At 74.0% G+C, this 12,289-nt stretch carries 11 protein-coding genes; 5 read left to right on the plus strand and 6 right to left on the minus strand.

Features of this window, described 5'->3' with window-relative positions:
* The first annotated feature begins 43 nt into the window (after positions 1-43).
* On the plus strand, positions 44-2,065 hold the full coding sequence (locus QWY29_RS01250) for an ATP-dependent DNA helicase (protein WP_300958836.1): 2,022 nt from the start codon (positions 44-46) through the stop codon (positions 2,063-2,065).
* A gap of 209 nt (positions 2,066-2,274) precedes the next feature.
* Here the strand turns inward: QWY29_RS01250 and QWY29_RS01255 are convergent, their stop codons facing one another.
* From QWY29_RS01255 to lexA, 4 genes are all read right to left on the minus strand, one after another.
* A complete protein-coding gene (locus QWY29_RS01255) occupies positions 2,275-3,582 on the minus strand; it encodes an alkaline phosphatase family protein (RefSeq protein ID WP_300958837.1) in 1,308 nt (435 codons plus the stop codon).
* Between the two features lies 1 nt (position 3,583).
* Positions 3,584-5,323 (minus strand): alkaline phosphatase D family protein, encoded by a 1,740-nt coding sequence (locus QWY29_RS01260; RefSeq protein ID WP_300958838.1) that lies wholly within the window; start codon positions 5,321-5,323, stop codon positions 3,584-3,586.
* An 82-nt stretch (positions 5,324-5,405) separates the two neighbouring features.
* A complete protein-coding gene (locus QWY29_RS01265; RefSeq protein WP_300958839.1) occupies positions 5,406-6,164 on the minus strand; it encodes a phosphatase PAP2 family protein in 759 nt (252 codons plus the stop codon).
* 176 nt (positions 6,165-6,340) lie between these two features.
* The gene (gene lexA / locus QWY29_RS01270) at positions 6,341-7,063 is read right to left on the minus strand and encodes a transcriptional repressor LexA (protein ID WP_300958840.1); all 723 of its coding nucleotides are present in this window, start codon (positions 7,061-7,063) and stop codon (positions 6,341-6,343) included.
* A 152-nt stretch (positions 7,064-7,215) separates the two neighbouring features.
* On the opposite strand from lexA, the gene QWY29_RS01275 reads away from it, so the two are divergent.
* The gene (locus QWY29_RS01275; protein ID WP_300958841.1) at positions 7,216-7,995 is read left to right on the plus strand and encodes an SDR family NAD(P)-dependent oxidoreductase; all 780 of its coding nucleotides are present in this window, start codon (positions 7,216-7,218) and stop codon (positions 7,993-7,995) included.
* A 244-nt stretch (positions 7,996-8,239) separates the two neighbouring features.
* Positions 8,240-8,596: a LysM peptidoglycan-binding domain-containing protein gene (locus QWY29_RS01280; RefSeq protein ID WP_300958842.1), complete on the plus strand. Its 357-nt coding sequence runs from the start codon at positions 8,240-8,242 to the stop codon at positions 8,594-8,596.
* A 278-nt stretch (positions 8,597-8,874) separates the two neighbouring features.
* On the opposite strand, the gene QWY29_RS01285 is transcribed toward QWY29_RS01280, so the two are convergent.
* A complete protein-coding gene (locus QWY29_RS01285) occupies positions 8,875-9,216 on the minus strand; it encodes a hypothetical protein (protein ID WP_300958843.1) in 342 nt (113 codons plus the stop codon).
* A 205-nt stretch (positions 9,217-9,421) separates the two neighbouring features.
* On the opposite strand from QWY29_RS01285, the gene QWY29_RS01290 reads away from it, so the two are divergent.
* A complete protein-coding gene (locus tag QWY29_RS01290) occupies positions 9,422-10,384 on the plus strand; it encodes an ATP-binding protein (RefSeq protein WP_300958844.1) in 963 nt (320 codons plus the stop codon).
* On the opposite strand, the gene QWY29_RS01295 is transcribed toward QWY29_RS01290, so the two are convergent.
* Complete coding sequence (locus QWY29_RS01295) at positions 10,381-11,661, minus strand: NupC/NupG family nucleoside CNT transporter (protein WP_300958845.1); 1,281 nt, start codon at positions 11,659-11,661, stop codon at positions 10,381-10,383. The two genes, QWY29_RS01290 and QWY29_RS01295, sit on opposite strands and share 4 nt — an antisense overlap.
* A 90-nt stretch (positions 11,662-11,751) precedes the next feature.
* Between QWY29_RS01295 and QWY29_RS01300 the strand changes: the two genes are divergently transcribed.
* Positions 11,752-12,279 carry a mismatch-specific DNA-glycosylase gene (locus QWY29_RS01300; RefSeq protein WP_336621824.1) on the plus strand — a complete coding sequence of 176 codons (528 nt, stop codon included), beginning with the start codon at positions 11,752-11,754 and terminating at the stop codon, positions 12,277-12,279.
* Positions 12,280-12,289: the final 10 nt, after the last annotated feature.

The following is a 12,289-nucleotide window of genomic DNA, read 5'->3' on the forward strand; positions in this document are numbered from 1 at the left end:
TACGGCGGCGGGCGGTGTCGGCAGCCGCGGTTAGGGTGCTCGGGTGCCGCCCACCGCCCCCTCGTCGACCGCGCCGACCACCCGGGTCAGCGAGGTGCTCGCCGGTGCCGTCTCGGCCCTCGGCGGCGCCGAGCGGGCCGGCCAGGTGCGGATGGCGGAGGCCGTCTCCCGCGCGCTCGCCGACGAGGAGCACCTGCTCGTCCAGGCCGGCACGGGCACCGGCAAGTCACTGGCCTACCTCGTCCCCGCGCTGCTCCACCCCGACCGGGTCGTGGTCGCCACGGCCACCCTCGCGCTGCAGCACCAGCTCGTCGAGCGCGACCTGCCGCGACTGGTCGAGGCGGTCGCGAAGGACGAGTCCGCGCGCGACATCGACACCTCCTACGCCGTGCTCAAGGGCCGCTCCAACTACGCCTGCCTGCACCGGGTGCGCGAGGGCGTGCCGGACGACCAGGGCGCGCTCGTGCAGATGCCCGAGGGCTCGATGGGCCAGAAGGTGCTCGAGCTGCGCGCCTGGGCCGAGGAGCAGGCCGAGGAGAGCGGCAGCGGCGAGCGCGACAACGCCCCGCGCCACACCGACCGCGAGTGGCGCCAGGTCTCGGTCAGCCACCGCGATTGCCTCGGCGCGAGCAAGTGCCCCTTCGGCCAGGAGTGCTTCGCCGAGCTGGCCAAGGAGAAGGCGCAGCGCTCCCACCTGGTCATCACCAACCACAGCCTGCTCGCGATCGACGCGATCGAGGGCGTGCCGATGATCCCGGAGTACGACGCGGTCGTCATCGACGAGGCCCACGAGCTCACCGCGCGGGTCACCCAGGCCGCGACCGACGAGCTGTGGGCGGCCGAGGTCGAGCGGGCCGCCCGGCGCAGCCAGCGCCACGTCGACGGCTCGGAGGCCGACGACCTGGCCGACGCCGCGGAGGCGCTGCGCTCGGCGATGACCGACGCCCGGCCGGGCCGGTTCGAGCGGATGCCGGCCGAGCTCGGCGACGCCCTGGTGCTGGTGCGCGACGCGGCGCGCGCCTGCCTGTCGGCGTACCCCAAGGGCGACGACAAGGGCGACAAGGGCGCCGACCCCGGGCTGACGCAGGCCAAGGGCTCGGTGCAGGAGGTCTTCGCGACCGCCGAGCGGATGGCCGCCGATCTCAACTCGGATGTGCTGTGGCTGACCGAGGGCTCCGACCGGGTGCCGCCGCGGTTGTGCGTGGCCCCGCTGCAGGTGTGGGGCCCGATGCGCGACAAGCTGCTGCGCGAGAAGAGCGTGGTCTTCACCTCCGCGACCCTGATGCTCGGCGGCGACTTCGGGTCGGTCGCGACCAGTGTCGGGCTCAAGCCGTCGGAGCGGGTCGTCGACGAAGGTGCTGATGCCCAGCGCACCGACACCGTGCTGCCCTGGCGCGGGATCGACGTGGGCTCGCCGTTCGACTACGGCCAGCAGGGGATCCTGTACGTCGCCCGCCACCTGCCCGCGCCGGGCCGCGACGGCCTCGTGGGGGCCCAGCTCGACGAGATCGTCGAGCTCGTCGACGCCGCCGACGGCCGCGCGCTGGGGCTCTTCTCCTCGCGCCGGGCGGCCGAGACCGCGGCCGAGGCGGTCCGCGAGCGGCTGCCGCACCTGACCACGCTCGCCCAGGGCGACGCGCAGCTGCCGGAGCTGGCCAAGCAGTTCGTCGAGGACCCGCACACGGTGCTCTTCGGGACGCTGTCGCTGTGGCAGGGCCTCGACGTCCCTGGCGACACCTGCCAGCTGGTGCTCATCGACCGCATCCCGTTCCCGCGGCCCGACGACCCGCTGATGTCGGCACGGCAGAAGGCCGCCGACCAGGCCGGTGGCAACGGCTTCATGCAGGTCGCCGCCACCCACGCTGCGCTGCTGATGGCCCAGGGCGCCGGCCGGCTGATCCGCACCACCACCGACCGCGGCGTCGTCGCCGTGCTGGACCCGCGCCTGGCCACCGCGCGGTACGGCGGCTTCCTCAAGGCCAGCCTGCCCCCGATGTGGACCACCACCGACCCCGCCATCGTCCGCAAGGCCCTGGCCCGTCTCTCCGCCTCCGCGAAGGCCTGATCCGCGCCTGCTCGGCTGGTTGATCCCGCGCCCGCCCGGCTGGTTGAGGAAGGCCGGCAAGGCCTGTCTCGAAACCCGCCGGGCGGGCGGGCGCGGTCAACAATCGCGCAATTGCTGGGAAATGTCGGTGCGCAAGCGCTTGCTCCCAAACAATCCGGCGCAATTGAAGGATCGTCGACGCCCGGAACGGGTCGTGGGACGACCCGAGATCAGATCCGCGACACCCCGTCCCACCCGCCGCGCGGCGCACCACGCAGCCCGAAGAACTCCGCGATGGTCGGCGCGACGTCGACGGTGGTGGCGAGCGTCGAGGAGACGGCCCGCGCCGCGGCCGGGTGGCCGCCGCCGATGAAGAACGGGATGGCCCGGGTGGCGGGGTGGCCGTGGTTGCCGGGGATCGGGTTGGCGACGACGGTGGGGTCGCTGAACCGCCAGCCCGCCCGGCAGTAGGCCACGACGTCGCCGGCGTTCGGGCCCAGCCGCAGGCGCGGCGACCGCGCCCGGTCGTGGGCCGAGAGCACGCCAGGCGTGGCCCGGGCGACCGCCAGCATCCGCTCGACGGCGCGGTCGCGCTGGCGGGCGGGGCCGGTCCAGTAGAGGAGGTCGGCGCCGCCGTTCTGGGCCACCGCGACCTTGCCCGCCAGCAGCAGGTCGTCCTCGAGCGGTGCGGTCAGCGACACCACCCGGTCGGGCCGCGACCAGTCCATCGAGTGGTCGGCGAGCACGACGACGATCGAGCGCTGCCACCGCCCGGTCGACCTCAGCATCGACACGAAGCGGCCCACCTGCAGGTCGGTCGAGACCAGCGCGGCCCGGCGCAGCACCTGCAGCGAGCCGCCGGTCAGGTCGCTGTGCCCGACCCGGTCGACGTCGCCGAGGTTGACGAAGACCAGGTGCGGGTCGAGCTCCTCGACCATCCCGAGGGCCGCCTCCATCGTGAAGAGGTCGGGTGCGTGGTCGGTGACGGGCAGCAGCGGGAACGGCTCCCACCGGTGGGTGGCCCGCTCGCCGAAGACGCCGTAGAGGTAGTCCTTGCTCAGCACGGTGCCGGTGCGGAACCCGCGGCGGTTGAGCCGCTCGATGACCGTGGTCGTGCGGATGTCGCGGGCCCGGTCCATGGTGCGGGTCTCGCCGAGCGCCCGGTCGTAGATCTCGTTGGCGGGCACGCCGCTGCGGTCGGGCCGCACGCCGGCCATCATCATCACGTGGTTGGGCACCGTCTCCATCACGGGCAGCGAGTGCGCGCGGGGGAAGTGGCGGCCGCCGGCCCGCAGCGCCGCGAGGTTGGGCATCAGCCCGCTGTCGATCTCGTCGGGGCGGCACCCGTCGACCACGAGCACGTAGGCGCGACGGCGGTCACGGTTGCCGGCGGCGTACGACGGGGCGCCGAGCGCGGTGGAGAAGGTCAGCGCCAGGCCGCCCGCGCCCGCGACCTTCAGGACGGTACGCCGGTCGGTCGCGACGGCCGGGTCGGTCCGGCCGGTCCGGTGGACGTGGGGTGCTGCTGCGGCGTGCACATCAGGCCACCGGCCGATCGACGGCGACGACCTTGTTGGTGCCGGCGCGGGTCGCGAATGACCGCGACCAGGTCGCGGGGGTGTCGCGGTCGAGGCGGGAGCCGATGACGTACCAGTCCATCTGCACGCGGGCCGGGGTGACGTCGAGGACGGAGTACCCGTGGGAGTCGAAGTCGAGGTACTTGATGTGCGGGTTGGCCGCGAGGATCACCCGCTCGACGGCGACGCTGGCGGTGCGGGGCGGGACGCCGAGGATGTCCTTGAGGTTGTCGGAGGTGACCGAGGAGCAGACGAGCTCGACGCCGGCGGTCTCGGACGCGAGCGGGTAGAGGCCGCGGTCGAAGGGCAGGTCGCTGGCCCAGCCGGAGTGGATGTCGCCGGTGAGGAAGACGGTGTCCTTGATGCCGCGGTCTCGGATGTGCGCGAACAGCTCGCGGCGGTCGTCGGTGTAGCCGTCCCACTGGTCGACGTTGTAGGGCAGGCCGTCGCGGGGGAGCAGCCCGGTGACGTCGTCGACCGGCCCGACGAGGTCGGCCGGGAGGGCGGCGAAGGTGACCGGCGCGATCATGACCGGATTGCCGACGAGCTTCCACTGGGCGGTGTCGCGGCTGAGCGAGGCCTTGAGCCAGCGCATCTGCTCGCGCCCCGTGATCGTGCGGTCGGGGTCGCTGACCGCCGGGTCGACCGCGGGCACGGCGACCTGCCGGCTGCGGTGCGTGCGCAGGTCGAGCATGCTGAGCTCGGCCAGCGTCCCGAACCGGAGGCGGCGGTGCAGGCGGGTGCCGTCACCCAGGCGGGCGGTGCCGTCGAGGCGGACGGGCATCCACTCGTCGTACGCCCGGTGCGCGCGGGCGCGGCGCCGGCGCCACCCGCCCTCGCCGCCGGGGCCGCTGCCGGGGGTGTGGTTCTCCGCGCCGCCGCTCCAGGTGTCGTTGGCGGTCTCGTGGTCGTCCCAGACGGTGATGAACGGTGCCCGGGCGTGCAGGTCCTGGAGGTCGGGGTCGGTCTTGTACTGCGCGTGCCGCTGCCGGTAGTCGTCGAGGGAGACGATCTCCCCGGTCGGCTCGTGGCGCCGGACGATGACGTCGCCCGCGCCGTAGTAGCCGGCCTCGTACTCGTAGAGGTAGTCGCCGAGGTGGAGCACCGCGTGCAGGTCGTCGCGGCGGGCCAGGTGGCGGTAGGCGCTGAACCAGCCGGCCTGGTAGTTGGCGCAGGAGACCACGCCGAACCGCAGGTTTCGCGGGCTCGCGTCGGTGGCCGGGGCGGTGCGGGTGCGGCCGACGCGGCTGCGCTGGCCGACAGCGGTGAAGCGGTAGAAGTACCAGGTCGCGGGCCGCAGGCCGGTCGCGTCGAGCTTGACCGTGTGGTCGCGCCCCGCGCTGGTGACGAACGTGCCACGGCGCACCACCGTGCGGAACCCGCGGTCGGTCGCGACCTCCCACCGCACCTCGGTGCGCGGGCCCCTGCCGGAGCCGGGACGGGCGGCCGGGGTCGGGGTGACCCGGGTCCAGAGCACCACCGCGCCCGGCAGCGGGTCGCCGGAGGCGACGCCGTGCTGGAAGACCCGGTGGCGGGCGGCTGCGGCTGCCTCCCGCGAGGACGGGGTCGGTGATGGGGAGGAGGGGAGGGCGGCGGCGCGGCCGCCGAGCGTCGCGCTGCCGAGGCCCGCGGCCCCGGTGGCGACGACGGTGCGGCGGCCGACGCCGGCGGGCGTCGGTCGGCCGGGCTGGGTCGTGGTCACGACCCCCCAACGATGGTGGTCTCCGGACGTGATGCCCCGACGACGGTGTGCACCGGTTGTTCAACCGGCGGTCGCCGGGAGGTCAGACGGAGGAGGGGGTGCGGCGGTCCTGCGCCGTCGCGTCGGCCGGCGCCTCCGCCCTGGCCGCTCGCAATCGGTCGAGCCCCTGGCCGATGCGGGCCGCGACGAGGAAGCCGACGACGATCACCAGCCACCCGGCGACCGCGTCGAGGACCCAGTGGTTGCCGGTCCCGACGATCACCACGGCGGTGATGAGCGCGTGCGCCCAGCCGAGCGCGCGCACCCACGGGGTCCGGGCGTTCCGCTGCACGACCAGCGCCACCCACAGGGCCCAGCCGGCGTGGAGCGAGGGGAACGCCGCGAGCTGGTTGGTCAGCCCGCCCAGACCCTTCGGCGCCGACGCGTCCGACCCCCACCAGCCGTCGGCCGCGTGCAGCGACAGGACGTCGACGTACCCGTCCATGAACCGCGGCGGCGCCGTCGGCAGCAGCAGGTACAGCGCGAGCCCGACCAGCGTCGCGGCGACCAGCGCGCGCCGCGCCGGCACGTATCGCTCCGGGCCCAGGCGGTAGAGCCACAGGAGCACGGCGGCGGTGACGACGTAGTGGGCGGTGGCGTACCAGTAGCTCGACAGCAGGCCCAGGACCTTTATCTCGACGAAGACCTGGTTGAGCGAGGCCTCCCAGTGCAGGCCCATCAGGCGCTCGACGTCGAGCAGCTCGCGGGCGCGCTCCAGCGCGGGCGCCAGCGCGTCGTCGGCGAAGAGCCGGGAACCGCTGTAGAGGACGTAGAGGGTCAGGACCAGCGCCAGCTCGAGCACGCCACGCCGGATGCGTGGGTACCTCGCGGTGCTGCTGTGACTGCTCACAAGGCCAACATTGCCGCATCCGGGCCCCGATAAGCATCCGCGTTGTCCCTGAGTCGCCCCCGGGACCCCGCCGGAGCCGCGCCGCAACGGCGGATCCGCGCGGGTCTGCACTCGGGCACGGACCTAGATCACATGCGGCGCAGGACCGCGGTGACCTTGCCGAGGATGGTGGCGTGCGTGCCGTCGATGGGCTCGTACGCCGGGTTGTGCGGCAGCAGCCAGACCTGGCCGTCCTTGCGCTGGAAGGTCTTGACCGTGGCCTCGCCGTCGATCATCGCGGCCACGATCTCGCCGTTGTTCGCCGTCGGCTGCTGCCGGATGACGACGTAGTCGCCGTTGCAGATGGCCGCCTCGATCATCGAGTCGCCGGAGACCTCGAGCAGGAAGAGCTGGCCGTCGCCGACGAGCTGCTTGGGCAGCGGGAAGACGGTCTCGACGCGCTCCTCGGCCAGGATCGGCCCGCCGGCGGCGATCCGGCCGACCATCGGGACGTACTGCGCCTCGGGGAGCAGGTCGCCGACCCCGGTCTCGTCGACCGAGCTGTCGTCGGCGCTGGACATCGCCCGCCGCGCCGCCATCACCTCGGGCAGGAACACCTCGAGCGCCCGCGGCCGGTGGGGGTCGCGCTTGAGGAACCCCTTCTCCTCCAGCACCTTCAGCTGGTGGGCCACGCTTGAGGAGCTGGTCAGCCCCACCGCGTCGCCGATCTCGCGCATGCTCGGCGGGTAGCCGCGTCCCTCGATGCTGTCGCGGATGTGGGCGAGGATCCGGGTCTGGCGCGGGGTCAGCCCCGTGACGTCGGGCGCGCCGTCGGGCATCTCGGTGACCTTCGGGCCGGGGTTCTTCGCCATGAGGGAGTGCCTCTCGGGGGTAGCGGGGCGGCGGACGGGTGCTGGACAGCAACCTAGGGCTTCCCGGCCCCGTGTTCAAACACCTGTTCGAAGGCGTGTCGCGACCTGTGGACAGAGGCGTTCGTCCACCGCGCCGCTGGTTGGATCGGCGCATGGACACCACCAGCTGCGTCGTCACCGGAGCGGCCCGCGGCATCGGCCGCGGGATCGCCGAGCTCATGGTCGCGCGCGGGCACCGCGTCGTCGTCACCGACGTGGATGCCGAGGGGGCCGAGCGGACGGCGCGCGAGATCGGCGCCGCAGCCGGCCTCGGCCAGGACGTGCGCGACGCGTCCTCCCACACCGAGGTGGCCGCGGAAGCGGCGAGCCACGGCGACCTGGTCGCGTGGTTCTCCAATGCCGGCGTCGGCGACGACGGCGCGCTGGTCGACCTCACCGACGACCAGGTGCGTCGCCTCGTGGAGGTCAACCTGCTCGGCGCGGTGTGGAGCACCCGCGCGGCGCTCGCGGCGTTCGGGCCGCGCGGGGGCGACCTGGTGCTGACCGCCTCGCTGTCCGGCCTCGGACCGGTCCCCGGCCTCTCCCTGTACGCCGCCACGAAGGCCGCGGTCGTCTCGCTCGCCACCTCGGTGTCCATGGAGGCCCCGCGCGGGGTCCGCGTCCACGCGTTGCTGCCCGACGGCGTCGACACCGCGCTGGTCGCTCAGATGCGCCCGGACGGCAACGCCAAGCGCCTGGTCACCTCCGGCGGGCGGATGCTCACCGTCGAGGAGACCGCGCAGGCCGCGGTCGACCTGGTCGGGTCGCGTCGCGTGCTCCGCACCCTGCCCGGCTGGCGCGGCGCGGCCATGCGCGCCGGTCAGCTCGCGCCCTCGCTGTCGCGGCCCGCGATCGCCGCCTTCGCGCTCCAGGGGCGGCGCCGGCTGCGCTGATCTCCGCCTGTCCGGCCGTGCGATCTCGTCCGTCGGCCGGATTCCTGCCGCGAGGGTCGGGTCGAACATTTGTTCGTCCCGAGCCTTGATTCGTTCGAACACGTGCTCTACGGTCGTACACATGTTCGATCGAACGTCTGCTCGATCGTCGCTCGCACCACCCACTGTCGGTGGTCGCAGTTAGACATCGCTCAGACCGAGATCGACACGACCAGGCTGGCCGCCCCTTCCCCAGGAGGTCCCCATGAGCACCATCACCGCCACCCGCGTCCCGCACCTCGCGACCCCCGCCCGCACGGCAACCCGCACGACCGTGCGGCTGACCCGCCGCGGCCGGCTGACGGTGTTCCTCCTGGCGCTCACGGCCGTTCTGGCCGCCGGCCTGTTCATCGCCGCCGGCTCGGTGGCCACCGAGGAGGCCGGCACGCCTGAGCCCACCCGCGTGGTCATGGTCGGCACCGGCGAGACCCTCTGGGGCATCGCGGCCGACCTCGCCGACGACGGCGACGTCCGCGCGACGATGAGGGAGATCGAGCGGCTCAACGCCCTCGACTCCGCCGTCCTCGACGCCGGGCAGCGCCTGGTCGTCCCCGCCTCCTGAGGCGGAGCAGCCACACCACAGACGTCGCCAGCCGCCTCGACCCCGGCTGGCGAACCGGGGAAGACAGGGGCGGGGCCGTTCGCGGCCCCGCCCCTGCGGCTATCCCCGGGGGCAGTATCCGGGGGCCGGTGCGCGGCTTCGGTGGCGGGAGTTTCATCGGCTGGCCGCTGAACCTGTTGGTTGGCCGATGATGTTTCAGCGTCCCACCGGTAGTTCCATCGGCCAGCCGCTGAAATCTCACCGGCGTTGAGCCACCCGACGGGCCGGAGGGCGAGGACTCAGCGAGCGGCCCGCCGGCCGCCGGGAGCGACGGGCCGGTCGGGCTCCGGGTCCTTCGGCGGGGGCGGGGAGGTGATGCCGAGCTCGCGGAGCAGCCGGGCGATGAGCATCAGGCCGGCGAAGAGGCAGGCGACCGCGCCGAGCGAGGCCAGCGCGAGGAACGCCCAGGCCGCGGAGTCGCCGCCGCGGGCGGTCGCGCCGAAGTCGATGGCGGCGTACACGAGGTAGCCCCACGCGACCACGAGCAGCGTGATGCCGAGGGCCAGCAGGGCCAGCCGGGGGGAGAAACCGGCGCGGCGCTTGGTGCCCCGCCTCGATCCCGCCCGCTTGCCCGTCGCCACGGGCTCATCATCCCTGATCGCCGACGACCCCGCCTCCCCGACCCGCGGCCCGGCCACCGCGGTGCAGCGGCAGGACCTGGTCCGGAGGTCGGCGGGTGATCGTGCCGCGCCGAAGACGCGCAAAGGCTTTACGCTGTCACCCGTGCAGGGCGATGTGGGGACCTCGTCGATGCCGGGCGGGGGTCTCGGCGCGTCGACCGGACCCATGCCCATGCTCGATCCGTTCCTCCGCGACGCCGCCGACGTCGACCAGGTCACGCGCGCCGTGCTCGCGGTGGTGGCCGGCGGTCCGTCGGTGCTCCGGGCCGCGCTGGCGCTGAGCGAGGGCGGCGGCCGGCGGCTGCGGTTCGTCGACAGCGCCGCGGCCGCCGACGAGGCGGAGCTGGCGTGGTGCCACATCGACGCCTACGACGACGTACCCCTGACGACCGTGGTCCGCACCGGCGAGACGGTGTGCGGCGGTCTCGACGAGCTCGGCGGGCGGTACGCCGCGTTCCTGGCCGACCAGCGCGAGCGCGGCGTCGCGGCGCTGGTCGCGCTGCCGCTGCCGGGGACGGGTTCGCCGATCGGCGGGCTGCTGGTCTTCCTGGCCGACCGGGCCGCGCTCGACGAGCGGCGGGTCGCGACGCTGACCTCGATCGCGCGCCGCGCCTCCGACGCCGTGCGCCGCGTGCGGCTCGTCTCGGGTCGCCAGGGCTCCGACGCGGTGCCCGAGGAGCCGGTCGTGCCGGAGGGTGCGCTGACCACCAGCGTGCTGCTCGAGGGCGACCCGCGGGCGACGGGCGCGGCGCGCCGGTTCCTGCGCGAGCACCTGCGTGCGTGGGGGGTCGAGGGCGAGGCGGTCGACGACGCCCAGCTGTGCCTCTCGGAGCTGGTCACCAACGCGGTCGTCCATGCGGGCACGGCCTCGGAGCTGCGCGTCGTGCTCGATCACGGCGTGCTGACGGTGACGGTCCGCGACCTCGGGGGCCTCGGCAAGCAGAGCACGGGGGAGCCGCACCCCTCCGACGACCTCGACCCGCTGCGCGTCTACGGGCGCGGCCTGCAGCTGGTCGACGCACTCGCGGACCGGTGGGGCTCGGAGCGCGACGCGATCGGCACGACCGTGTGGTTCGCTCTGGAGGGGACGGCCCAGGAGGCCGACGCCGGAGCGGTCACCGCCGGCTAGGTCCCGATCCCGATCACCACACCGGCGATCGCTGCGTTGGACAGGTTGGCCAGGCTGCCGGCGAGCAGCGCCCGCAGGCCGAGCTCGGCGACGGCGGCGCGCCGCTCGGGCAGCAGCGAGCCGAGGGTGCCGATCTGGATGGCGATCGAGGAGAAGTTCGCGAAGCCGGCCAGCGCGAAGGTGACCACAGCGACCGTCACCGGCGAGAGCGCGTCGACGTTCGGCCCGAAGTCGGCGTACGCCACGAACTCGTTGAGCACGGTCTTCTGCCCGATCCACGAGCCGGCGTCGACCGCCTCGGACCACGGCACGCCCAGCAGCCAGGCGAGCGGCGCGAGCGCCCAGCCGAGGATCTTCTCGAGGGTCAGGCCGTCCGCGCCGAACCAGCCGCCGACGGCGCCGAGGATGCCGTTGGCCAGCGCAATCAGCGCGATGAACGCGATGAGCAGCGCGCCGACGGTCACGGCGATCTTGCCGCCGGCGAGCGCGCCGCGGCCGAGCGCGTCGATGACGTTGCGGGACTCGGTGTCGCGGACGCTGCGCACGTCGAGCTCGGCCGGGTGCCCCTCCGGGCCCTCCTCGGCCTCGTCGAGCGGGCCGTCGTCGGGCCCCTCCGGCGTCGAGTCCGGCCACATGATCTTGGCCATCAGCAGCGCGGCGGGAGCGTTCATGACGGTGGCCGCCAGCAGGTACTCCAGCGGCGCGCCGAGCAGCGAGTAGCCCACCAGCGTCGAGCCCGCCGCCGCCGCGAACCCGGCCGCCATCACGGTGAACAGCTGGCCCTTGCGCAGCGAGCGGAGGTACGGCGCGATCATCAGCGGCGCCTCGGACTGGCCGAGGAAGACCACCGTGCCGGCGTACAACGACTCGACCTTGCTCACCCGCAGCAGCCACGACAGCGCCCCGCCGACGACGTACGTCGTCCACTGGATGACGCGCAGGTAGAACAGCAAGCCCACCAGCGCACCCAGGAACACGATGACCGGCAGCACCGACAGCGCGAAGACCGTCTCGCCCTCCTCGCCGACCTCGGTCAGCGGACCGAAGACGAAGACCGTGCCCTCCTCGGCGTACCCGATCAGCGCGGCCACCCGGTCGGAGAGCCACTCCAGCGCCCGCTCGCCGGGCCCCCAGCGCAGCACGAGCGCGGCGAAGGCGACCTGCAGCGCCAGCGCGACCCCGACGGTGCGCCACGAGATCCCGCGGCGGTGCCGGGAGAAGGCGACCGCGACGAGCACCAGCACGGCCAGGCCGAGGAGGCCACGCAGAGCGTCCATGTCGGCCCCGGTGCCCGCGCGGGCCCGCCCGGGAACGTCACGCCGCCAGGTGTGGTCGTACGCCGCCGCGGTCACCGGCCGCGGGTGGTGATGGTCCTGCCGCCGATCGTGGCGCCCGAGCCGGTCGTGGTGTTCTGCGGGCTGGCGGGTGCGGCGAGCACCAAGCACCGCGACCACTACTACGAGGGACCGGGCAACAGCTTCTGGTCCTCCCTGCACCTCTCCGGCTTCACCGGCCGCGAGCTGGCCCCCCACGAGGACCGGCTGCTCGCCGAGCCGGTGGACGGGACGCCGATGGGTCTGACCGACCTGGTCGGCCACTGGGACCCGCGCCGGGTGGCGATCGACCGGCTCGCCGAGCAGATGGAGTCCTGGCAGCCGGAGTGGCTCGCGATCACCGGCAAGGGTGCCGCCCACGAGGCCGCCAAGGCGCTCGGTCGCCGCGGACGCCCGCACCTGGGCGTGCAGGACTGGTACGTCGGCCGCGCCCAGGTCTTCGTCCTCCCCGGCCCGTCCGGAGCCAACCAGCGTCGCGACTACGACGGCCGCCCCTACCGCCTCTCCTGGTGGCGCGACCTGGCCATGATCTGCGGCGTCGACGCCTCAGCGGCTGGTTGACCCCGGCTGG

It is taken from the genome of Nocardioides abyssi, from assembly GCF_030412915.1.
In the GTDB taxonomy this organism is placed as follows: Bacteria; Actinomycetota; Actinomycetes; order Propionibacteriales; family Nocardioidaceae; genus Nocardioides; species Nocardioides abyssi.

What these genes read in the sequence shown, in the direction of transcription:
- QWY29_RS01290 (WP_300958844.1), top strand. Translation starts at nt 9,422, where the DNA reads ATGCCCATGCTCGATCCGTTCCTCCGCGACGCCGCCGACGTCGACCAG.
- lexA (WP_300958840.1), bottom strand. Translation starts at nt 7,063, where the DNA reads ATGGCGAAGAACCCCGGCCCGAAGGTCACCGAGATGCCCGACGGCGCG.
- QWY29_RS01275 (WP_300958841.1), top strand. Translation starts at nt 7,216, where the DNA reads ATGGACACCACCAGCTGCGTCGTCACCGGAGCGGCCCGCGGCATCGGC.
- QWY29_RS01300 (WP_336621824.1), top strand. Translation starts at nt 11,752, where the DNA reads ATGGTCCTGCCGCCGATCGTGGCGCCCGAGCCGGTCGTGGTGTTCTGC.
- QWY29_RS01295 (WP_300958845.1), bottom strand. Translation starts at nt 11,661, where the DNA reads ATGGACGCTCTGCGTGGCCTCCTCGGCCTGGCCGTGCTGGTGCTCGTC.
- QWY29_RS01280 (WP_300958842.1), top strand. Translation starts at nt 8,240, where the DNA reads ATGAGCACCATCACCGCCACCCGCGTCCCGCACCTCGCGACCCCCGCC.